Source organism: Megasphaera massiliensis, assembly GCF_000455225.1.
Classification (GTDB): domain Bacteria; phylum Bacillota; class Negativicutes; order Veillonellales; family Megasphaeraceae; genus Megasphaera; species Megasphaera massiliensis.
Window position 1 is genome coordinate 165,027 of the sequence record NZ_HF954537.1, and the last position, 20,395, is coordinate 185,421.

Sequence of the window (20,395 nt, forward strand, 5' to 3'; positions counted from 1 at the left end):
CTCTCGGATGCACTCTCGGATACGGCTGTCTGCGATATCCATGCTCTGTAACGGGAGTTCCCGTGTCGGCCTACTTTGTTCAGCGTCTCCGCTCGGCAATGAGTTCGGTTCGGCTCCTGTACTGCCTTGCACCGGCCGGCAGCTCTCTGAAAACGAGGGGTTCGAACGTACTATTTTGCGTCGTCGCGTTTATGGCGTTTTTTGTTGATGTGGCTATGATATCACCGAGAACTTAAAAAGTCAAGGAAGAAAAATAAAATTTTTTTGAAAATATATAGATAAACGTTTAAGTTTAAAGAAAAAGAAAAGACCGCCCATGACGGACGGTCTCGGTATTACTTATCACGCGACAGGTCGACCTCTTTCAGGGGAATGAGGTGTGTCTTGTGTTTAAATTTATGATAGAGGAAGACTGCCAGGAAGACAGGAATGCCGATGTAGGCGACGCTGGCACCGTACCAGTCGATTTCGGCACCGGTAAAGGCCGAGTAGTTCTGACCGGCCGTGACGATGATACACATGATCAATGCCAAGAGGGGGCCGAAGGGGAACCAGGTTGCTTTATACGGCAGGTCTTTCAGATCCTTGCCTTGGGCGATATAGGCCCGGCGGAAGCGATAGTGGCAGATGGCGATGCCAATCCAGGTGATGAAGCCGGCCATGCCGCTGATGTTAACCAGCCAGTCATAGGCCTTGCCTTCGCCGATGAGGGACGTGAGGAAGGCGGCCAAGCCGAAGACGACCGTTGCAAATAAGGCATACGACGGGACGCCGCGCTTATTCAGCTTGAGGAAGCATTTCGGAGCCTGACCCGTTTCAGCCATGGCGTAGAGCATACGTGTGGAAACGTAGAGGCCCGAGTTGCCGGCCGAAAGGACGGCCGTCAAGATGACAGCGTTCATGATCGAAGCGGCGGCGACTAAGCCGAACCGTTCAAAGACCAGCGTAAAGGGGCTGATGGAAATGTTGACGATATCCGTATTGAGCAGGTTCGGATCGGTATAAGGAATGAGGAAGCCGATGACCGTAAAAGCGCCTAAGTAGAAAATGAGGATACGCCAGAAAATCGAATGGACCGCACGGGGGACATTCTTTTCCGGATCTTCACTTTCACCGGCGGCAATGCCGATCATTTCCGTCCCTTGGAAGGAGAAGCCGGCGACCATGAAGATACCCAACATAGCCGTGAAGCCGCCGACGAAGGGCGCTTCATCGACGGTCCAGTTGACGAAGCCCGGTGACGGTTCAGAGCCGAGGCCCAAGATCAAGAGGGTCCCTGTAAACAGGAAGATCAAGACCGTCAGGACCTTGATACCGGCGAAGATGAATTCACTTTCGCCGTACGACCGGGTTGACAGGTAGTTGAGGGCGAATAAGATGACTAGGAACAAGCCGCTCCAGAGGGCTGCCGGTACGTCGGGGAACCAGTACTTCATGATGAGGGCGCCGGCGACGAGTTCGGCCGCAACGGTAATGGCCCAGTTGAACCAATAGTTCCAGCCCAAGGCAAAGCCCAAGGACTTGTCGACGTAGCGGTTGGCATACGTTTCAAAGGAGCCGCTGACCGGAAGGTATGAAGCCATTTCACCCAGTCCTGTCATAAGAAAATAGACCATGATGCCGATGAGGGCATAGGCGACGAGTGCCCCACCCGGCCCAGCAGTGCTGACTGTTTCACCGCCGGCGACGAACAAGCCGGTACCGATTGCACCGCCGATGGCGATCATGTTCATATGGCGGGCTTTCAGACTGCGGCGCAGCTTTTGCTGCTGCTGTTGAGTTTCTTCCATGCAAAATCACAACCTTTTGTATTAAATTGATAACTAGAATCTAAAAAAACTCATACGAATATATTATATAGGATGACAGCGATAATGACAAATAAATATTCTGCAATTATGCAAGAATTATATAGGGAAGCGAATCATTTGTAGCCTTTTAGCGGCTTTTCGGCTATAATGGTAGTGTTATCATGCGTAATGGGAAAGGATAGATTATGGAATTAGAAGAATGCCGCCGGGAGATTGACTTATTGGACCGGGACTTGGCCAAGATACTGGAACGGCGCATGCAGGTCGTGGCTGCTGTCGCCGCTTATAAAAAAGAGCATCACATGGAAGTCTATGATCCGCGAAGGGAGCGTCAAGTGCTGGATAAAATTTCTAATTTGACGGAGCAGAAAAATTTGGCCCCTTATTTGCGCCGCATCTACCAGTGCATCATGGATGAAAGCAAAAAATACGAACGGGAACACATGGGGATGGGATGATGGAAGAACTTATTGTACGAGGCATTGCCGAACGCATCTTATTTGAGGCCTCTGATTCGGATTACCGCGTCTTTCGCCTCCACGATGAAAGCGACGATACGACGTATACCGTAACCGGTCACGGAACGAAGCCCCTCGTCGGCGATCGGCTGGAAGTAAAAGGCCATTGGGTACAGCATAAGCGCTATGGACGCCAGTTTGCGGCCGATGGTTGGAGCCGCGTCATTCCCGAATCGGTCGACGGCATTGAACGCTTCCTCGGAAGCGGCGCCGTCAAAGGCATGGGACCGGCTTTGGCCCACCGCGTCGTCGCCCGTTTTGGCAAGGATACGATGAAAATTTTGGAAAAGGATGCTCAGCGCTTACTTGAAATCGAAGGCATCGGCCCTAAAAAATTGGCCGTCATAACGGAATCTTTCTATGAAGAAAAACAAATCAACGACATCGCCTACGATTTGGAACAGCACGGCGTCGCCGGACGCTATGCCGGTCGGCTCCTGCAAAAATACGGTGACGATGTGAAATACGTCTTGACCGAAGAACCGTATCGGATGATTCAGGAAATCGACGGCTTCGGCTTTAAGACGGCCGACCAGATCGCCTTGGCGTACGGCATGGACCGTCAGTCGCCGCAGCGTCTCGGTGCCGGTTTGGCCTACGTCCTCCAGACCATGACCCAAAACGGCCACGTCTGCATTCCCGATTCCGAACTGGTGCGGCGGGCGGCCTTTCTCCTGCAGGCCGATGCCCTGGGCCTCCACGATATCTTACAGGATACCGTCGATATGGGGCAATTACGGACGGCGGATTTTGAGGGGACGGTCTACGTCTATACGCCGGAAGCCTATGAAGAGGAAGAAGCCATTGCCGGCCGGATCCGTGAGATGGCTGCCATGAAGCCTCTTTCTATGAAAACGCATGTCCAACTGTTTCTCGACCGCTGGCAGGATTCCTGTCATTTTGAACTGGCGGACAAACAGCGGGAAGCCGTCGAAAAGTCCCTTCAATCGGGGATGACCGTCATCACCGGCGGTCCCGGGACGGGGAAGACGACCGTCGTTCAGACCATCATCCGCCTGGCCGAACAAGAAGGCCTGCGCATCCTGCTCTGTGCGCCGACGGGGCGAGCTGCTAAGCGTCTGGCTGAAACGACGCAGCGCAAGGCGAAGACCATCCATCGACTCCTTATTCCCGACGGCCATGTCGGCAAAGTCCAGTCCTTTGAATACAATGAAACGAAGTTATTGCCGGCCGACTTAGTCATCGTCGACGAAGTGTCCATGCTCGACATGGAAATGATGTACCACTTACTGAATGCCTTGAAGCCCCAGTGCCGTTGCATCCTCGTCGGTGATGCCGACCAGCTGCCGTCGGTCGGAGCCGGTGCCGTCCTCCACGATGTCATCGCCTCGGAAACGGTCCCCGTCGTCCGCTTGGATACGATTTTCCGCCAAAAAGAAGGGGGCCGCATCGTAACCAATGCCCACCTCATCAACAACGGCCGCCTGCCGGTGGTCAACGAAGACCTGGAATTCCGCTTCGTCGAAATCGAGACCGAAGCCGACGGGGCGACGAAGATCAGCGCCTTGTACCGCAGTGAAGTTGAGGAAACAGGTGACGAATTTGCCGTCCAGGTCTTGTCTCCCATGTACAAGGATCCCTGCGGCGTCGACAACCTCAATCAGCTTATTCAGGAACGGCTCAATCCGCCCGTTCAAGGGAAGGGTGAATTGAAGGGCCGCCACATGATTTTCCGCGTCGGCGACAAGGTCATGCAGAAGCATAATGATTACGAAAAAGGCGTCTTCAACGGCGACATCGGTCAAATCTTTGCCGTTCAGCATGACATGGTCTACGTTCGTTATCCCGAACAGGACGTCAAGTATGAAGGCGCGGAAATCGACGAAATCACCCTGGCCTATGCCATTACTGTCCATAAGAGCCAGGGGAGTGAATACCATACGGTCATCATGGCCCTGGTCAACAGCCATTCCATCATGCTCCAGCGAAACCTCTTCTATACGGCCGTTACTCGGGCTAAACGAAAAGTCATCTTAGTCGGTACTAAACGAGCTGTCCAAACGGCCGTCCAAAATCAGCGGACGAGCCGGCGATTTACGCTGCTCATCCCGCGGCTCCAAGGAGAGCTGCTTACGTAATATTTTGCGACAGGAGGCATTTTTATGTCACTGCTCACCCTTATGACCAACCTTTTCTATCCGCCGACCTGCCCGGCCTGCGGCGTCCTGATGAAACGGGACGGCGACTGGTGCCCGTCGTGCCTCGCTCGAGTGTGGCATCCGCGGCGCATCAACCGCTCCCGACAATTGAAGGCCCTCGACGCCTGTTACTGTTTGGCCGACTACGACGGGGCCATGCGCCGTCTGATTCATGATATCAAGTACAAGGGCAGAGAGGGAAAATGCCGATCCTGTCGGGTATTGCTGGACCGATTTCCCTGGCCCGAACGACTGAAAGCCATCGACATGGTCGTTCCCGTGCCCTTAGCACCGGAGAAAATGAAAAGCCGCGGCTTCAACCAAGTCGAAAGCCTTTTCAAAACATGGGCTGACGATCATTATCGCTGGGCCGACATCCTCCAGCGTTTGCGTCCCACCGATGCTCAGTGGCATCTTCCCAGAAGTCAGCGTTCCGAAAACGTCCACCGCGCCTTCGGCCTTCGGGAAACAGCCGATGTCAAGAATAAGCATATCCTCCTTGTAGACGACATCTTCACCACCGGTGCGACCCTTGAAGCCTGCGCCAAAGTCTTGAAGCGAAACGGGGCAGAAGAGGTAATCGGTCTGGTCATGGCCAGTGGGGCGCCGTGATATGGAATTATAATATAATACCTGAGATACCTACAATTACTAAGGTAATGAAATGGCCTCTTAGAGTCAGCTTTTAGTCTGATTTTAGGGGGTCTATTTTTATGTTAATGGATCTAAGATAATTGACTTGGACATAATCTGACTACCTGAAAGTGTATAATAATAAATAGCCTGAATGATTGCAAATTAGTAAATTTAAGTATACAATAAAAGTATTAAAAGACGGTGAATAAAAACAATGCAAAAATATTAGAGATAAATCCCCTTATACCGTTTAAAGTACTTGAAACCATCTAGAAGCAATTTTTGCGTTCGAATGAGAGTATATATCTTTTACGAATAATGGAATGAAATTACTCTGAGAGATGCAATATGTGGACTGGTGACCTCAAAGGTGAAGAAATGATGCCAACATTATAAATACTTTTTGGTCGAGAGTTTCTGGTCTTTATGTGTAAATCGATTGGCTTTCCGTTAAATTGGATAAACTAATATTGGCACTTAATCGTGATTCATTGGGTGGATTTAATATTTTAGTTTTTATATACTCCCATAATATTGGATTCCAAAAATGGAAACAAGATGGGTTGTCTTGTGAAGAAAAAGGAAACTGTATTAACAGACTATCCTGATGAATTAGCCCCTGAGAGAAGGGGTATAGCGGTCTTAAGGAGTGAGAATCAATCAATTAAGGGAGGAAGCTGTTATGGCATATGATATCAGTCAGGATAGTAAAGAAAATTACGCCCGAAATAAATTGGACAGCTATGCTAAGGATTGGAAGATTTTCATAGATACCTGCAGTATCCTACATTTTGCAGCGGGAAAATTTTGGGTGAACATCATTCCTCTTCTTCAGAGATATCAAAATAGAGTGATTATCCCACAACGAAGCATCGAAGAACTGCAAAAAATTGGGAATAACAAAAGCAAGCCTGAACTTGCAAATAAGGCAAAAGACTGTTTAAAAGTATTAACATGGCTAATCGGGAAAAATTTTGTAGAAAGGCGGGGTGAAAAAAACGATAGTTTTGTAGATAATCTTTTCCAAGTGGTATTTACTAAATTTCGAATGACACATAAATTACTACTTATCACACAAGACGGTGATTTAGCTAAAGATATTTTAGCTCTGAATAGTACTCGATCGGTTAACGCGAACTCTGTTGCGGTTAAAAGAATCAATCAGTACGGTTTTTTAAGTAATTTTAATTTTAATATTGGTAATACTAATAATGATAGAACTAAGCAGCAAGGAAACAACGTGAAGGAAAATGAAGTTTTTAGAATCTGTAAAACTGTAACGTCATTGACGGATTCACGCCTTAAGGTAACTCATATTCCGACAGAAAATGAAATCGTATATACGGCATTACGAAAGGGCATAAAATTAAAATCCAAAGTTGCAGCGGGGGGAGAAGGCATTATATATACGACTAATACCCCATATGTTGCCAAAATATATAAAAAGGAAAATAACACTAGAAGAAGATATGAAAAAATAAAACTTATGCTTAGTAAAAATCTAAAATGCGAAGGCGTGTGTTATCCGGTTTCAGCATTGTATAATTCTCAGCAAGAGTTTGTTGGGTATATGATGCCCCAAGCGAAAGGGAAGGAACTTCAAAAAAGCATCTTTATTAAGCAATTATTTTTGAAAAATTTTCCACGCTGGAAAAAGCGCGATACTGTAGAATTGTGCATTACGATCTTGGAAAAAATTAAGTATCTTCATGACCGAAATATCGTGATGGGAGATATAAATCCTGCTAATATTTTAGTCGTGTCTCCTAAGGAAGTTTATTTTGTTGATACGGATAGCTATCAGGTGGAAGATTTTCCTTGCCCGGTGGGCACAATTAATTATACGGCACCAGAGATTCAAAGACAGCGTTTTTCAACTTTTCTACGAACAATGGGCAATGAAAATTTTGCAGTAGCTACACTTCTTTTTATGATTATGCTTCCCGGGAAACCTCCTTATTCACAACAAGGTGGAGAGGATCCAATCAATAATATTATCAGGATGGATTTTTCTTATCCCCTTGGAGATAGCTCAAACAAAAAAACACCAGATGGGCCGTGGCGATATATCTGGAGCCATTTGACATATGATTTAAAAAATGCATTTTACAATACGTTCAGACAAGGTGGGGAATATTCGACGGAAAGTAAGCGACTTACAGTTAATGATTGGCTTTCTCTTTTTTCATACTACCTTGATTTGCTGGATAGTGGAAAATTCGGAGAACAAGATAAAATGTCAGAAGAGTTATTTCCTACTCGCTATAAAAAAATACAAAGGTAGGATATACTGCTGTAAGTTGTGCCATAATGAAGTTCCTAGAAATCAATTGCGATGTCTGTCTTGAGTGTTTTGAACACGGAAATCCGGTATGGCGTATGCGTACATGAATTGATTGTGGTCGGCAATTTGATATAACAAATTATGAATATGAGTCTTATGAAGAAATGGACTTTGATCTTTCAAAACATTGCAAATCATGCCGTGAGGCTAAAAAGACTCATTCGTATAGTTCTTCTAGCGGGTATTCATCTCGAATGAGAGATATACTTTAAATGTGTAAAGAGATTAGCTCTTATTACATGCGATATTAAATTGGCAAACAAATATGGGCACTTAATAGTGATTCATTGGGTGGATTTAATATTTTGTGTTGAGATACTTTAAAGATAGTGGATTCCGAAACTGGGAACAAGATATTTTATCTTATGAAGAAATAAGGGAAACTGCATTAACAGACTGTACTGATGAATTAGAAGCTGAGGGTAGGAAGGGGGCTGGTGCTCTTAAAGGGGGAATCGATCGATTAAGGGAGGAAGCTGTTATGTCCTATGAAAGTAATCAGAATAGTAAAGAAACCTACGCCAAAAACAGATTGGACGATTACACTAAGGATTGGAAAATCTTCATAGATACCTACAGTATGTTGCACTTTGCTGCAGATAAATTTTGGATGAATATTATTCCTTTTCTTCGTAAATATCAAAATAAGGTGATTATTCCACAGCGAAGTGTCGAAGAATTGAAAAAATTGGGGAATAATAAAAGAAATCCTGAACTTGCAGAGAAGGCAAAGAATTGTTTAAAAGTATTAACGTGGCTAATTGGGGAAAATTTTGTGGAAAGGCGGGGTGAAAAAAACGATAGTTTTGTGGACAATCTTTTCCAAGTAGTATTCACTAAATTTCGAATGACACATAAATTACTACTTATTACACAAAACGGTGATTTGGCTAAAGATATTCTAGCTCTGAATAACAATAATTCGGGTAGAGTGAATTCTGTTCATGTTAAAAGAATTAATCGGTACGGTTTTTTAAGTAATTTTGATTTGGATGTTGGCAATACCAAGTGTGATAGAATTAAGCCGCAGAAAGAAAATAACGTGGATAAAAATGAAGTTTTTAGAATCTGCAAAACTGTAACGTTACTGACGGATTCACTCCTTAAGGTAACTCATATTCCGACAGAAAATGAAATCGTATATACAGCATCACGAGAGACCATAAAATTAAAATCTAAAGTTGCAGCGGGTGGAGAAGGCATTATATATACGACTAATACTCCATATGTTGCTAAAATATATAAAAAGGAAAATAACACTAAAAGAAGATATGAAAAAATAAAACTTATGCTTAGCAAAAATATAAAATGTGAAGGTATATGTTATCCGGTCTTCGCATTATATAATTCCCGGCAAGAGTTTGTTGGGTATATGATGCCCCAAGCGAAAGGGAAGGAACTTCAAAAAAGTATCTTTATTAAGCAATTATTTTTGAAAAATTTTCCACGCTGGAAAAAGCGCGATACTGTAGAATTGTGCATTACGATCTTGGAAAAAATTAAGTATCTTCATGACCGAAATATCGTGATGGGAGATATAAATCCTGCCAATATTTTAGTGGTATCTCCTAAGGAGGTTTATTTTGTTGATACGGATAGCTACCAGGTGGAAGATTTTCCTTGTCCTGTAGGAACAAATAATTATACGGCACCAGAGATTCAAAGAAAGCATTTTTCTGATTTTCTACGAACAATGGGCAATGAGAATTTTGCAGTAGCTACACTCCTTTTTATGATTATGCTTCCCGGGAAACCACCTTATTCACAACAAGGTGGAGAGGATCCAATCAATAATATTATCAGGATGGATTTTTCTTATCCGTTTGGAGATAACTCAAACAAAAAAACTCCAGATGGTCCGTGGCGTTATATTTGGAGCCATTTGACATATGCTTTAAAAGGAGCATTTTACAATACGTTCAGAAAAGGTGGGAAATATTCAACGGAAAGTAAGCGACTTACAGTTAATGATTGGCTTTCTCTTTTTTTACACTACCTTGATTTACTGGATAGTGGAAAATTCGGAGAACAAGATAAAATGTCAGAGGAGTTATTCCCTACTCGGCATAAAAAAAATCCGAAGATAGAGTACGTCGTCTGTCGGTTGTGCCATAATGAAGTGCCTAGAAATCAATGTCAGCAGGGGATGTGTCAAGCTTGTTTGAAGAGAGGTGAAGTATACCGATGTAAAAGATGTAACAAAGAAATGTTATATACGAATTATCAAAAATATATCAAAAAGTCTAAACGCTATGATGTTTGTCATGAGTGCTTTGAATACGGGCAGCAGGTATGGCGTAGGTGTGCATGTATTGATTGTGGTCGTCGATTTAATATAACAAATTATGAATATGAGTATTATGAAGAAATGGGATTTGATCTGCCCAAACGTTGTAAATCATGTCGTGAGGCTAAAAAGACTCGCTCGTATAGTTCTTCGGGAGGATATTCTTCTCGAACAAGAAGACATACTTCATCTTCTCATAGCAGCAGTTCTTCTGGAAGTAAAGGCTCATCCTGTTTTATTTCAACGGTAGTATGTGAGTATTTTGGTAAATCGGATGATTGTATAGAACTTAATATATTACGTGGGTACAGGGATAATTGGTTAAATAATCAGCCGGATGGACCAAGGTTGATTGCAGAATACTATAATAATGCACCGCTTATTGTAAGCAAATTAAAAGTATCGGCGGACTATGAAGTTTGCTGTAATTATCTTTGGGATTATTATCTACATCCCTGTCTTATGCTTATTGAAAACCAACAATATGAGTTATGTAAAAAACTATATATGGAGATGTATCAATATCTAAAAGACAAATTAACTTAAAGGTAGTTAAAAAACGATTTATTTTAATTACTATAAATCTAAATAAATAATATAAGGAGGAATCTCAAATGGATGACAATTTATTGGTAAGACTAGAAGACTTAGTAAACAATCCTACGGCAAGAGTACCGGTGTGCCTTTGTCTGGATACAAGTGGTTCAATGGATGGAGATCCTATTGATGAATTAAATGGGGGCGTACGTTTGTTTTATGAAGCTATTCGTGAGGATGAGACTGCAATGTATTCTGCTGAAATCAGTATTGTTACTTTTGGCGGAGATGCACAATGTATTGCCGATTTTGCAAGTCTGGAAATTCAGCCGGATGCACCACTTTTGACTGCTAATGGAATGACCCCTATGGGAGAAGCTGTAAATATAGGGTTGGATTTACTTGAACGGCGTAAGAATGAGTATAAAGAGCGAGGTGTTGATTATTATCAACCTTGGCTAGTCCTTATGACTGATGGTGCTCCCAATGGAGATTCCGCAGAACTATCTCGTGCAATAGACCGAACTGTGGATTTGATTAATCAGAAAAAACTCCATATATTTCCTATTGGTATAGGATCGGAAGCTGATATGAAGGTTCTTGCTCGATTCTCGCCTAAAAAGCATCCATTGAAACTACAAGGATTGAAATTCCGTGAGTTCTTTTCTTGGCTTAGTAAGAGTGTATCGAAAACGTCTCAATCGAGCCCGGGGGAAAGTGTAAAACTTGATCTAGAAGGAATCCAAGACTGGGGCGAATTATAAGGAGGAGAATAATATGGAGAGTAATATGCTAGTAAGAATTGAAGACTTAGTAAACAATCCAACACCGAGAGTGCCGATATGTTTATGTTTAGATACCAGTGGTTCGATGGGGGCTGTAGAGGGTGAATGCGAAGCAACCGGAGAGACGGTTTATGAGGACGGCCGTACTTGGAATATCGTAACGGGTGGAACGAGCAGAATTGATGAACTTCAAAAGGGCGTTGAACAGTTCTATGAAGCGATTCGTGAAGATGAAATCGCCGTATATTCCGCTGAAATATGTATCGTTACTTTTGATAGTAAAGCTACGTGCGTATTGGATTTTGCAAATATCGAAAGACAAGAAACAATTCCTGAATTGCAGCCAGTAGGAGATACTTCAATGGGAGAAGGCGTTAATCTTGCCCTTGATTTATTAGATAGAAGAAAGCAGGAATATAAGGATAAAGGGGTTGATTATTATCAGCCGTGGCTTGTCTTAATGACAGATGGGGTGCCTAATGGAGATGAAGGTGAATTGAATCGAGCCATGCGCCGTACTACAGAAATGGTTAATCAGAAAAAGCTAACCGTATTTCCTATTGGCATAGGTAATGAAAGTGATATGTCGACACTTAATCGTTTTTCACCGAAGCGTCCGGCTTTAAAATTACAGGGACTGAAATTCCGTGAGTTCTTCGCTTGGCTTAGCAAGAGTGTATCGAAAACATCTCAATCGATCCCCGGTGAAAGTGTACCGCTTGATGTGGATGGAATTAAAGGGTGGGCAGAATTATAAACTAGAGATGTCTGACAAACTTTATGTTTGTCAGACATTGCTATATGGAGGTGCTTTTATGTGGAATGCAATTCAATGTGCGGTTCAAGGTCGAAGTCATATAAAGTCAGGCATACCTTGCCAAGATAAAACCTATTCAGTTGTTGATGATAACATACAGGTAATTGCTCTAGCTGATGGAGCAGGGTCAGCCAAATTCTCCCATTACGGAGCGGAGGCTGTTACAAAGTTCATATGCTTGGAATTGGTCGAGAAATTTGATACTTACTTTGCTACTGAGAATGGTGTTGCTGTAAAACAAGAAATTTTGGAGCGTGTGCTAAAAAATCTCAGTACAACAGCAAAAAAATTAGAGTGTGAAATAAAAGAATTGGCTTCTACTCTCTTGTTAGTAGCAATTAAGGACGATAAATTTATAATTGCACATATCGGAGATGGTGTAATTGGGTATCTTAAAAATAATGAGATGAAAATAGCTTCTCAACCAGAAAATGGTGAGTTTGTAAATACAACCGTATTCACGACGTCAAAGGATGCTATTATGACCATGAAGTTAATCAAAGGCTTTTTAGGGACAATTCAAGGTTTTGTTTTAATGTCCGATGGACCTGAAGCACGTTTATATAGTAAGCAAGAGAATAAATTAGCGGATGTTTTAAAAAAAATAATGCATATGTCTACGATCATCTCTATTGATAAAATACAGGAACAAGTTAGGCAGAGTTTTGAAAGTACCATCATTAAAGAGACAACGGATGATTGTAGCATGGCTATGTTGGTAAAGACAAATGATAGCTTTAAAGGTTATTTGAAATTATCTAATAAAGGTAAACGTGAATTATTGAAAATTAAATTCGCTTCACCGAAAAAGATAATAAGGAGATATGATGATCTTTTGGTATATTTACAGAATAAACGATCTATCCATCAAATTGCACGGAAAATTCATCTGAAACCGAAATATGCACAAAGATATATTGATAAATTACGTATGCTCAATTTTATTGAGAAAAATAGTGGCTATTATCACACAATATTAATTATGGACATAGAGAACGGAATGACTGATGAATAAATATATTCTTTTAGAAAAGGAGCGGAACTTTACTATGAGAAGAAAATTATCATTGTCTGCTAAATCTATGGCTGTAAGCCTATTGCTTGCCGGTGGAATTGCCATTGGTGGTGTCTCGACATCGGAAGCTGCAACTTTTTATGGAGGGTACAATAATAGTACGGTAGTGGTTACTGATGACAGTAGTGTTGTTTATCCAGGTGATGGTACTGCACGGATGTATCTTACTCAAAGTTATGGCGGAAATTCATTCTATTATCTGGTTGAAGTAAATCCCAATGATAAGCGAGTATATATTCTTGATAATAATGGGCATAAGAAACTGGATGGACATGGACGGTATATTATGATCGGTGATTACGATATTGTTAAACAGATGATGAACTATTATTTTTAAGGTGAGATGATGAAGTTGAACAAGGCTGCTGATAGGCTTCTGGACGCTACTACTGAGACACTGACCTACATGAATTTCCCGGAAGAACACTGGAAGAAAATCCGTACGAACAACATGATTGAGCGACTCAATCGAGAGATTCGTCGTCGTACTCGTGTCGTTGGCACATTCCCTGACGGCGAGAGTGCCTTGATGATGGTATGCGCCCAGCTCCGCCATGGCGTCAGCACTAAGTGGGGCCCGAAGAAGTACATGGATATGAAACAACTCTACGGATTTGATATGGATAATCTTCTTGACTGATTTTACTTACGTCGAGACTCAGACATTTGCGAAAAATATTTGACAGTACCAATATAATAAGATGAGCACGATATCTGCGTATATTTACGTAATAAACAGACCTCCTAATCGTTTGCCTTTGAGCGGACGGTAGGAGGTCTGTTTCATATTGCAGTGGTGACTGCGTCGCATGTTGTAATATTTATCGTAGGGGAGACGTGACTCCTTTGGGGAAAGACTATGTTTTGGACAATTCCATCACTTTTTCTTTTAATAATCGGGCGGCCTCTGAAAAGAGTTGATTCTTTTTCCAGATAAAGAAGATGCGGCAGATGTTTTGGGGTTCTAACGCCCGGAATATGAGCTTTCCGTCTTTCGGGAGGTGGACGAGTCGATCAAGGCACAATACGTAGCCGACACCTTCCTCGGCCAAGAGAGAGGCGTTGTAAATCAAGGTGTACGTGGCAATGATATTGAGTTCGCTTTCATCCTTGTCAAACCATACGCCAAGTTCTTTGGCGGTAAGGGCCTGTCGGGAAGCGATTAAGGGGAGCCCCTCAAGGTCAGCGGCCCGAATGGTCGTGTGTGCGGCCAGCGGGCTGTCTTTTCGCATCAGGACGCCCCAGATGTCTTCGTGGGCCAGCTCGATATGGGGATAATCCTGTGGGGGTTCAGGCTGTATCAATACGCCAAAATCCAAGGTGCCTCTCTTTAGCTGCTCTTTTACGACCATACCGTCCATGCTTTGAAACTGATAGTGGATGTTGGGATACTCTTTTCGCAAATCTTGAATTGCGCGGGCTACGACCCTCATGCCGGCCGTTTCGCCGCAGCCGATGCGAACGCTGCCGCTTACGCCTTCCTGGGCGTGGGACAGTTCATCTACGGTTTTATCGACGAGTTGGGCAATTTCTTCAGCTCGTTTTTTGAGCAGGAAACCGGCCTCTGTCAGCGTAGTATTCCGATTGCCTCGGATTAGGAGCTTCACGCCGAGCTCTTCTTCTAAATCCATGAGCTGCCGGGACAATGCCGGTTGGGACACATGCATGGCTTCTGCGGCGTGGGAGATATTTTCCGTTCTGGCGACTGCCAAAAAGTATTTCAGGACACGAAATTCCATTTCCATCACCTCTGCCACTATTATAGCAGAACCAGGTATGTAATCCAATTATAACCAGATAAATATTATAGGTATTAGTTATTTGAGATGGTCTGTGATATCCTTAATCCATCAACAAGAAAGGAGTGATGCTTTGCAGGTGAACAAGCGTCTTTTGATCTTTATTCTAATGACAGGGGTGTTCGGCATCCTCAATACGGAGATGGGCTTTATCGGGATTTTGCCCTATATTGCCCAGCGTTACGATGTGACCATCGTTCACGCCGGGTTGCTTATCAGTCTCTTTGCCTTGGGTGTTGCCCTTTCCGGTCCCGTTATGCCCCTTGTTTTCTCCCGGTTCAACCGTAAGTATGTCATGCTGTTGGTGCTGGGACTCTTTACGATATGCAATACCATTTCTGTTTTTGCTTCGAATTTCAATCTGCTTTTGGCCGTGCGGATCATTCCGGCCTTTTTCCATCCGGTCTACTGCTCCATGGCGTTTACGATGGCAGCGGAGGTAGCCGGTGTGAAAGCGGCGCCGAAGGCGGTGGCAAAAATAAACATCGGAGTGTCAGCGGGCATGGTCGTCGGGGTTCCGATCAGTAATTTTCTGGCGGAACATATTTCTCTATCCGTTTCCATGTCTTTCTTTGCCCTTACGACGTTTTTCGTCATGATGGCGACAGCCTTCTTTGTGCCTTCTATGCCGGCAGTCGGGCGTTTGTCTTATGGAGAACAATTGGCTGTGTTGAAAAAGCCTATGGTTTGGGCCTCTATCTTTGCCATCCTTTTCCTAAACGGCTCTGTCTTTGGTGTTTTCAATTATTGGGCCGCCTATCTGGCAAGTGTAGTCGGGCTGGCTCCAAACCTTGTCAGTCTGCTCTTGTTTGGTTACGGTCTTTGCAATATCTTTGGCAGCATGGCGGCCGGACACCTTCTTTCCAGCCGGGCCGAACAGACGGTGAAAGCATTTCCCTTCTTGCTGGGAGCTGTGTATCTCCTGCTTCTTACGGGAGGGGACAGCGGCGTGATGGTGGCCGCCCTTACGATTTTTTGGGGAGTCCTGGCCGGCATCAATGCCAACATCAACCAATTCTGGCTCTCCCACGCGGCGCCGGAGGCTCCTGATTTTGCTAACGGCCTTTTCCTTACGGCCGTCAATCTTGGAACGATGGCCGCTACGACCGTAAGCGGCATGTTTATTGATTCTTTTGGCGAAAAATTCGTCGTTTACGGCGGATTACTATTTCTGGCGGCAGCGGCCGTTCTTTTCTGGGGGCAATGTCGGAAACGCAACATGAATCCGGTCCTAGGAATCGATGTATCATAAGTAATAGATATAATTACAAAACATATCAAAATATAAGATAAAGGTATTTGTTATACTTTGAGGCTTCCGTTTATAATGGAGCCAAGATATCTTATTTGAATAATACATGAAGCTAATTTTTGATGATAAAGGAGACAATACTATGTTGAAAAAAGTAATTCAAACGACTTCGATGGCAGCTCTGTTGGCTGCTGCTATTACGGCTACTTCTTTGGCAGCCTTACCTGAAAATGCAACGACCGTATCTGTACCGGGGCAAACGATCCAGTTGGAACAGAAATGGGATAAGATATTCCCCCAGTCTGATAAGGTGGATCACCGTAAAGTAACCTTTCAAAACCGTTATGGATTTACCCTGGTAGGGGATCTGTATGTGCCGAAAAACGCCCAGGGAAAATTAGCCGCCATTGCCGTAAGCGGTCCTTTCGATGCCGTAAAAGAACAGGTCAGCGGTCTCTATGCACAGACCTTGGCCGAACGTGGTTTTGTGACCTTGGCTTTTGACCCTTCCTTCACCGGTGAAAGCTCCGGTAATCCGCGCAATACGGCGTCTTCCGATATTAACACGGAAGATTTCAGCGCCGCTGTCGACTACCTGGGGTCCTTGGATATGGTAGACCGTGATAAGATCGGTATCTTGGGCGTTTGCGGCTGGGGTGGTTTTGCTTTGAATGATGCCATCCAGGATACCCGCGTCAAAGCCGTAGCTACCAGCACGATGTATAATATGACCCAGGTCATGGCCAATGGCTATGAAATTACCATGGATCCCCAGGGGCAATACGATCGTGTAGCCCCGCAGAGTGCAGATGCACGGTACCAGATGAAGGAACAGTTGAATAATGCCCGCTGGGAAAGCTCGAAACACGGTTATACCGACTTAGCTCCGGCCAATAATCTGGATCCGGAAAAAGATATTACGTCGGAAACGCCGAAGTTTATCGCCGAATATGCTAATTTCTATCGGACCAGCCGCGGCTATCATCCGCGTTCGGTAAACTCCAATCCCAATGGTTCCTGGGCGACGATCATGCCCCTTGGCCTTATCAATATGCCCATCATGGAATACGCCAAGGAAATGCGTACACCGACGCTGATTGTGGCCGGTGAAAAAGCCCATTCCCGTTATTTCAGCGAAGATGCTTATAACGCCATCGGTTCCAAGGATAAGGAACTCTATATCGTTCCCGGTGCCAACCATACGGACCTCTACGATAATACCCAGAAGATCCCCTTTGATAAATTCGAACAGTTCTTCAAAGATCATTTAAAATAATAGTACCGTAAGTGAAAGGCCTGATTCCCTAAAATCAGACCTTTTTTGCGCAAGGGAAATCTTACTGAGATGGCGTATCCGTAATGGAATGCATTTTCTTGCCGGAGATAGGCTATTAAAGAAAATTTTCCATACGATCGAAGTGTCTGGGGATTATGAGTCGTCGGCAGGAATGGGCGTCAGGGATAGGTTTTTTTTCGCTGCCATACGTCTGGTTCAGGCGTGATATAGTCGACATTTGTCTGTGACGGTCTATTCCTTCTGAAAAGAGAAGGTTATGGTCATACCGGAACGGTATCTGTTGTCGAAAGGCGGGAAACTTTGTATAATGGATATAAAAGAAAGGTGATGCTTAGATGCCTACGAATGAAACGATTACCGCGGCGCAAAACGCCAAACGCCATCAGCGGGCATTGAACATTATCAAGCGATGGCGGCTTATGGATGACGATTTCATGAAGCGCTGCTTCAAGGATAATATTCCGGCTGTCGAATGTATTTTGCGTATCATCATGGAAAAGCCGGATTTACAGGTACAAACGGTGCAGATTGAGGATACGATCCCCAACCTTTCCGGCCATGGGATACGGATGGATGTGCATGCCACCGATTCGACGGGAACGGAATACGATATCGAAGTGCAGCGTGCCGACAAAGGCGCGGGAACGAAGCGGGCCCGTTTCAACAGCAGCCTGCTCGATCTCAACAGCTTGAGAAAAGGCAGCGATTATGAAAAACTGCCGGAAAGCTACGTCATCTTTATTACCGAAAACGATGTTTGGCAGTATGGCTTGGCCCGCTACCATGTCAACCGGATCATCGAAGAATTGAACCGTCCCTTTGAAGACGGCAGTCACATCATCTACGTCAATGGCAATTATAAGGGAAATGATGACATGGGCAAACTGATGAATGATTTTCGCAGTGAAAACGTAGAAGATATGCTGTTAGATCCCTTGAAAGAAACGGTACATCGTTACAAAAATAACCCAGAGGAGGTGGCTGTTATGTGCGCAGAACTTGAAAAATGGAGCCTTGAAGAACGTCAGGAAGGGCGCCTGGAAGGTCGCCAGGAGGGACTACAGGCAGGACGCCAAGAAGGCGAAAGCCGGCTGACGACGTTGTTAAGACTGCTGAAAGCCGATGGCCGTCTGCAGGATCTGGAATTGGCCATCGACGATGAAAAGGCCAGAGAAAAACTGTATCGGGAATATCACATTAACTGAAGCAAGATGAGTTAATGCACAGTCACTGAAAGAAACGGTCCATCGTTACAAAAACAACCCGGAGGAGGTGGCTGTTATGTGCGCAGAACTTGAAAAATGGAGCCTTGAAGAACGTCAGGAAGGACGTCTGGAAGGCTTACAGGCAGGACGTCAGGAAGGCTTACAAGCAGGACGCCAAGAAGGCGAAAGTAGGCTTACGACGTTATTGAAGATGCTGAAAGCCGATGGCCGTCTGCAGGATCTGGAATTGGCCATCGTCGATGAAAAGGCCAGAGAAAAACTGTATGAGGAATATCATATTAATTAAAGAAAATCATAGTACAGCCGGATACGTTTGGTGACGCAGCCGGCTGTTTTTCTAGAACTGTCTATAGAGTTTCAACCGTCCGAAAAAGGGAAGCGATTATGAACAACTGCCGGAAAGCTACGTCATCTTTATTACAGAAAACGATGTCTGGCAGCATGGCTTGGACCGCTACCATGTCAACCGGATCATCGAAGAATTGAACCGGCCTTTTGAAGACGGCAGTCACATTATCTACGTCAATGGCAATTACAAGGGCCATGATAAAACGGCACAGCGCCAGAAGCCGGCAGATGGACAGCCTCATCAAGAATTTATAAGCGCAGGAACTCATCAGAAATCTTGATGAAAGGTTATGGTACAGCCTAATATCTTTTATTATAGTATACAGCAAAGAGAATATCAGGGTAATCTTTAAAGACGGGACGGAACTCAAGGGGGAATTAAGGGATTTTTTTACTTGACTAGTCTCTGTATATAAGTGATAAAATAATAAAGAATAAATCAACGATAAATACTTTAATAAAAGGAGGAATAATAGATGAAAAAGTCGTGTTTTTTAATGATGACCGCGATGATTATCGCCAGTGGTATGGGGATTCAGCCAGCAATTGGAGCAACCGTGGAGGCTGTAAAGCCGGCTATTGCTGTGCCAGATACCGATCGGAAGAGCATTGCGGATAAAATAGCTATCCGTGAACTTATAGATACGTTTTCAATTGAGGCGGATAATAAAGATGGCATATCGCAGATTGACCTTTTTACGAAAGATGCTGTTGTGGAGAATTACAACAATGGCAAGCTGACGCAAACTTTAAAAGGCAATGAAAATATTGGCAAGGCCTTTGACGACTTTTTAAAGACACAGGATGTTGTTTATCATATAAATGGACAGCAGGTCATACATCTAAATGGGAATAAAGCAGACGGTATCAGTTATTGCTTTGTTACTCTTATTTATACGGATAAAGAGGGCAAAACTATGAAACGTCAGACAGGCGTCCGCTATGTAGATGATTATGTATTCCAAAATGGTCGTTGGCTGATTGCGCATCGAAAAGCCTATTTTAATTGGAGTGAACAGGTCCCGTATCAAGGCGGCTGAAAAAGCCAATAGTCACATCATCTACGTCAATGGCAATTATAAGGGAAATGATGACATGGGCAAGCTGATGAATGATTTTCGCAGTGAGAACGTAGAAGACATGGTGTTGGAACCCTTGAAAGAAACGGTCCATCGTTACAAAAACAACCCGGAGGAGGTGGCGGTTATGTGCGCAGAACTTGAAAAATGGAGCCTTGAAGAACGTCAGGAAGGACGTCAGGAAGGACGTCAAGAAGGCGAAAGCCGGTTGACGACATTGTTAAGACTGCTGAAAGCCGATGACCGTCTGCAGGATCTGGAATTGGCTATCGACGATGAAAAGGCCAGAGAAAAGCTGTATCAGGAATATCATTTTAATTGAAGAAAATCATAGCACAGCCGTTTACGTTTTGTGACGCAGACGGCTGGTTACATGCTGAAAAGCCTGACTTCTCGTAACAAGAAATCAGGCTTTTTCGCATTAT

The 20,395-nt window shown here is 44.1% G+C and carries 17 protein-coding genes and 1 pseudogene; 16 read left to right on the top strand and 2 right to left on the bottom strand.

The genetic code is table 11. From position 1 onward, the window contains the following. Positions 1-335 precede the first annotated feature (335 nt). The gene (locus TX77_RS04230; RefSeq protein WP_044503586.1) at positions 336-1,790 is read right to left on the bottom strand and encodes an amino acid permease; all 1,455 of its coding nucleotides are present in this window, start codon (positions 1,788-1,790) and stop codon (positions 336-338) included. 206 nt (positions 1,791-1,996) lie between these two features. Here TX77_RS04230 and TX77_RS04235 point away from each other — a divergent pair, with 206 nt between their 5' ends. The 10 genes and pseudogenes from TX77_RS04235 to TX77_RS04280 all read left to right on the top strand — a co-directional run. Further along, entirely contained in the window at positions 1,997-2,269 is a 273-nt protein-coding gene (locus TX77_RS04235; RefSeq protein WP_044503587.1) for a chorismate mutase, read from the top strand. Next, positions 2,266-4,428, top strand: a complete 2,163-nt coding sequence (gene recD2 / locus TX77_RS04240; RefSeq protein WP_044503588.1) for an SF1B family DNA helicase RecD2 — start codon at positions 2,266-2,268, stop codon at positions 4,426-4,428. Before TX77_RS04235 ends, recD2 begins: the two co-directional genes overlap by 4 nt. A 24-nt stretch (positions 4,429-4,452) precedes the next feature. Next, the gene (locus TX77_RS04245) at positions 4,453-5,100 is read left to right on the top strand and encodes a ComF family protein (RefSeq protein ID WP_044503589.1); all 648 of its coding nucleotides are present in this window, start codon (positions 4,453-4,455) and stop codon (positions 5,098-5,100) included. A gap of 706 nt (positions 5,101-5,806) precedes the next feature. Continuing rightward, positions 5,807-7,408, top strand: a complete 1,602-nt coding sequence (locus TX77_RS12905; RefSeq protein WP_049917287.1) for a protein kinase domain-containing protein — start codon at positions 5,807-5,809, stop codon at positions 7,406-7,408. Positions 7,409-7,775: 367 nt separating this feature from the next. After that, positions 7,776-10,301 carry a CFI-box-CTERM domain-containing protein gene (locus TX77_RS12910; protein WP_230198031.1) on the top strand — a complete coding sequence of 842 codons (2,526 nt, stop codon included), beginning with the start codon at positions 7,776-7,778 and terminating at the stop codon, positions 10,299-10,301. Positions 10,302-10,369: 68 nt separating this feature from the next. Beyond that, entirely contained in the window at positions 10,370-11,056 is a 687-nt protein-coding gene (locus tag TX77_RS04260; RefSeq protein WP_044503590.1) for a vWA domain-containing protein, read from the top strand. 13 nt (positions 11,057-11,069) lie between these two features. Further along, complete coding sequence (locus tag TX77_RS04265) at positions 11,070-11,834, top strand: vWA domain-containing protein (RefSeq protein ID WP_044503591.1); 765 nt, start codon at positions 11,070-11,072, stop codon at positions 11,832-11,834. Positions 11,835-11,892: 58 nt separating this feature from the next. After that, entirely contained in the window at positions 11,893-12,909 is a 1,017-nt protein-coding gene (locus TX77_RS04270) for a PP2C family serine/threonine-protein phosphatase (RefSeq protein WP_044503592.1), read from the top strand. Positions 12,910-12,943: 34 nt separating this feature from the next. Then, positions 12,944-13,306 carry a hypothetical protein gene (locus tag TX77_RS04275; protein WP_154862478.1) on the top strand — a complete coding sequence of 121 codons (363 nt, stop codon included), beginning with the start codon at positions 12,944-12,946 and terminating at the stop codon, positions 13,304-13,306. Between the two features lie 9 nt (positions 13,307-13,315). After that, positions 13,316-13,609, top strand: a pseudogene (locus tag TX77_RS04280) (transposase); the annotation flags it as partial. Between the two features lie 217 nt (positions 13,610-13,826). Here TX77_RS04280 and TX77_RS04285 read toward each other — a convergent pair. Next, positions 13,827-14,708: a LysR family transcriptional regulator gene (locus tag TX77_RS04285; protein ID WP_044503595.1), complete on the bottom strand. Its 882-nt coding sequence runs from the start codon at positions 14,706-14,708 to the stop codon at positions 13,827-13,829. 139 nt (positions 14,709-14,847) lie between these two features. On the opposite strand from TX77_RS04285, the gene TX77_RS04290 reads away from it, so the two are divergent. The 6 genes from TX77_RS04290 (at position 14,848) to TX77_RS14010 (ending at position 20,292) form a co-directional block, all read left to right on the top strand. Beyond that, positions 14,848-16,020, top strand: a complete 1,173-nt coding sequence (locus TX77_RS04290) for an MFS transporter (RefSeq protein ID WP_230198032.1) — start codon at positions 14,848-14,850, stop codon at positions 16,018-16,020. Between the two features lie 142 nt (positions 16,021-16,162). Next, entirely contained in the window at positions 16,163-17,296 is a 1,134-nt protein-coding gene (locus TX77_RS04295; protein ID WP_044503596.1) for an alpha/beta hydrolase, read from the top strand. A gap of 356 nt (positions 17,297-17,652) precedes the next feature. Continuing rightward, positions 17,653-18,522, top strand: coding sequence for a PD-(D/E)XK nuclease family transposase (locus tag TX77_RS04300; protein ID WP_044503597.1), 870 nt, complete (start codon positions 17,653-17,655; stop codon positions 18,520-18,522). A gap of 76 nt (positions 18,523-18,598) precedes the next feature. Then, on the top strand, positions 18,599-18,829 hold the full coding sequence (locus tag TX77_RS04305; RefSeq protein ID WP_044503598.1) for a hypothetical protein: 231 nt from the start codon (positions 18,599-18,601) through the stop codon (positions 18,827-18,829). A 538-nt stretch (positions 18,830-19,367) separates the two neighbouring features. Beyond that, positions 19,368-19,931 (top strand): nuclear transport factor 2 family protein, encoded by a 564-nt coding sequence (locus TX77_RS04315; RefSeq protein ID WP_044503600.1) that lies wholly within the window; start codon positions 19,368-19,370, stop codon positions 19,929-19,931. After that, on the top strand, positions 19,903-20,292 hold the full coding sequence (locus TX77_RS14010) for a hypothetical protein (protein ID WP_230198033.1): 390 nt from the start codon (positions 19,903-19,905) through the stop codon (positions 20,290-20,292). The genes TX77_RS04315 and TX77_RS14010 overlap by 29 nt, the downstream gene beginning before the upstream one ends. The last annotated feature ends 103 nt before the right edge of the window (positions 20,293-20,395 follow it).

Bases quoted from the DNA above. Each gene is read 5' to 3' on its own strand.
- TX77_RS04300 (WP_044503597.1), top strand. From the start codon at position 17,653: ATGCCTACGAATGAAACGATTACCGCGGCGCAAAACGCCAAACGCCAT.
- TX77_RS04235 (WP_044503587.1), top strand. From the start codon at position 1,997: ATGGAATTAGAAGAATGCCGCCGGGAGATTGACTTATTGGACCGGGAC.
- TX77_RS04305 (WP_044503598.1), top strand. From the start codon at position 18,599: ATGTGCGCAGAACTTGAAAAATGGAGCCTTGAAGAACGTCAGGAAGGA.
- TX77_RS04285 (WP_044503595.1), bottom strand. From the start codon at position 14,708: ATGGAATTTCGTGTCCTGAAATACTTTTTGGCAGTCGCCAGAACGGAA.
- TX77_RS04295 (WP_044503596.1), top strand. From the start codon at position 16,163: ATGTTGAAAAAAGTAATTCAAACGACTTCGATGGCAGCTCTGTTGGCT.
- TX77_RS04315 (WP_044503600.1), top strand. From the start codon at position 19,368: ATGAAAAAGTCGTGTTTTTTAATGATGACCGCGATGATTATCGCCAGT.
- TX77_RS04265 (WP_044503591.1), top strand. From the start codon at position 11,070: ATGGAGAGTAATATGCTAGTAAGAATTGAAGACTTAGTAAACAATCCA.
- TX77_RS12905 (WP_049917287.1), top strand. From the start codon at position 5,807: ATGGCATATGATATCAGTCAGGATAGTAAAGAAAATTACGCCCGAAAT.
- TX77_RS04270 (WP_044503592.1), top strand. From the start codon at position 11,893: ATGTGGAATGCAATTCAATGTGCGGTTCAAGGTCGAAGTCATATAAAG.
- recD2 (WP_044503588.1), top strand. From the start codon at position 2,266: ATGATGGAAGAACTTATTGTACGAGGCATTGCCGAACGCATCTTATTT.
- TX77_RS04260 (WP_044503590.1), top strand. From the start codon at position 10,370: ATGGATGACAATTTATTGGTAAGACTAGAAGACTTAGTAAACAATCCT.
- TX77_RS04245 (WP_044503589.1), top strand. From the start codon at position 4,453: ATGTCACTGCTCACCCTTATGACCAACCTTTTCTATCCGCCGACCTGC.
- TX77_RS04275 (WP_154862478.1), top strand. From the start codon at position 12,944: ATGAGAAGAAAATTATCATTGTCTGCTAAATCTATGGCTGTAAGCCTA.
- TX77_RS04230 (WP_044503586.1), bottom strand. From the start codon at position 1,790: ATGGAAGAAACTCAACAGCAGCAGCAAAAGCTGCGCCGCAGTCTGAAA.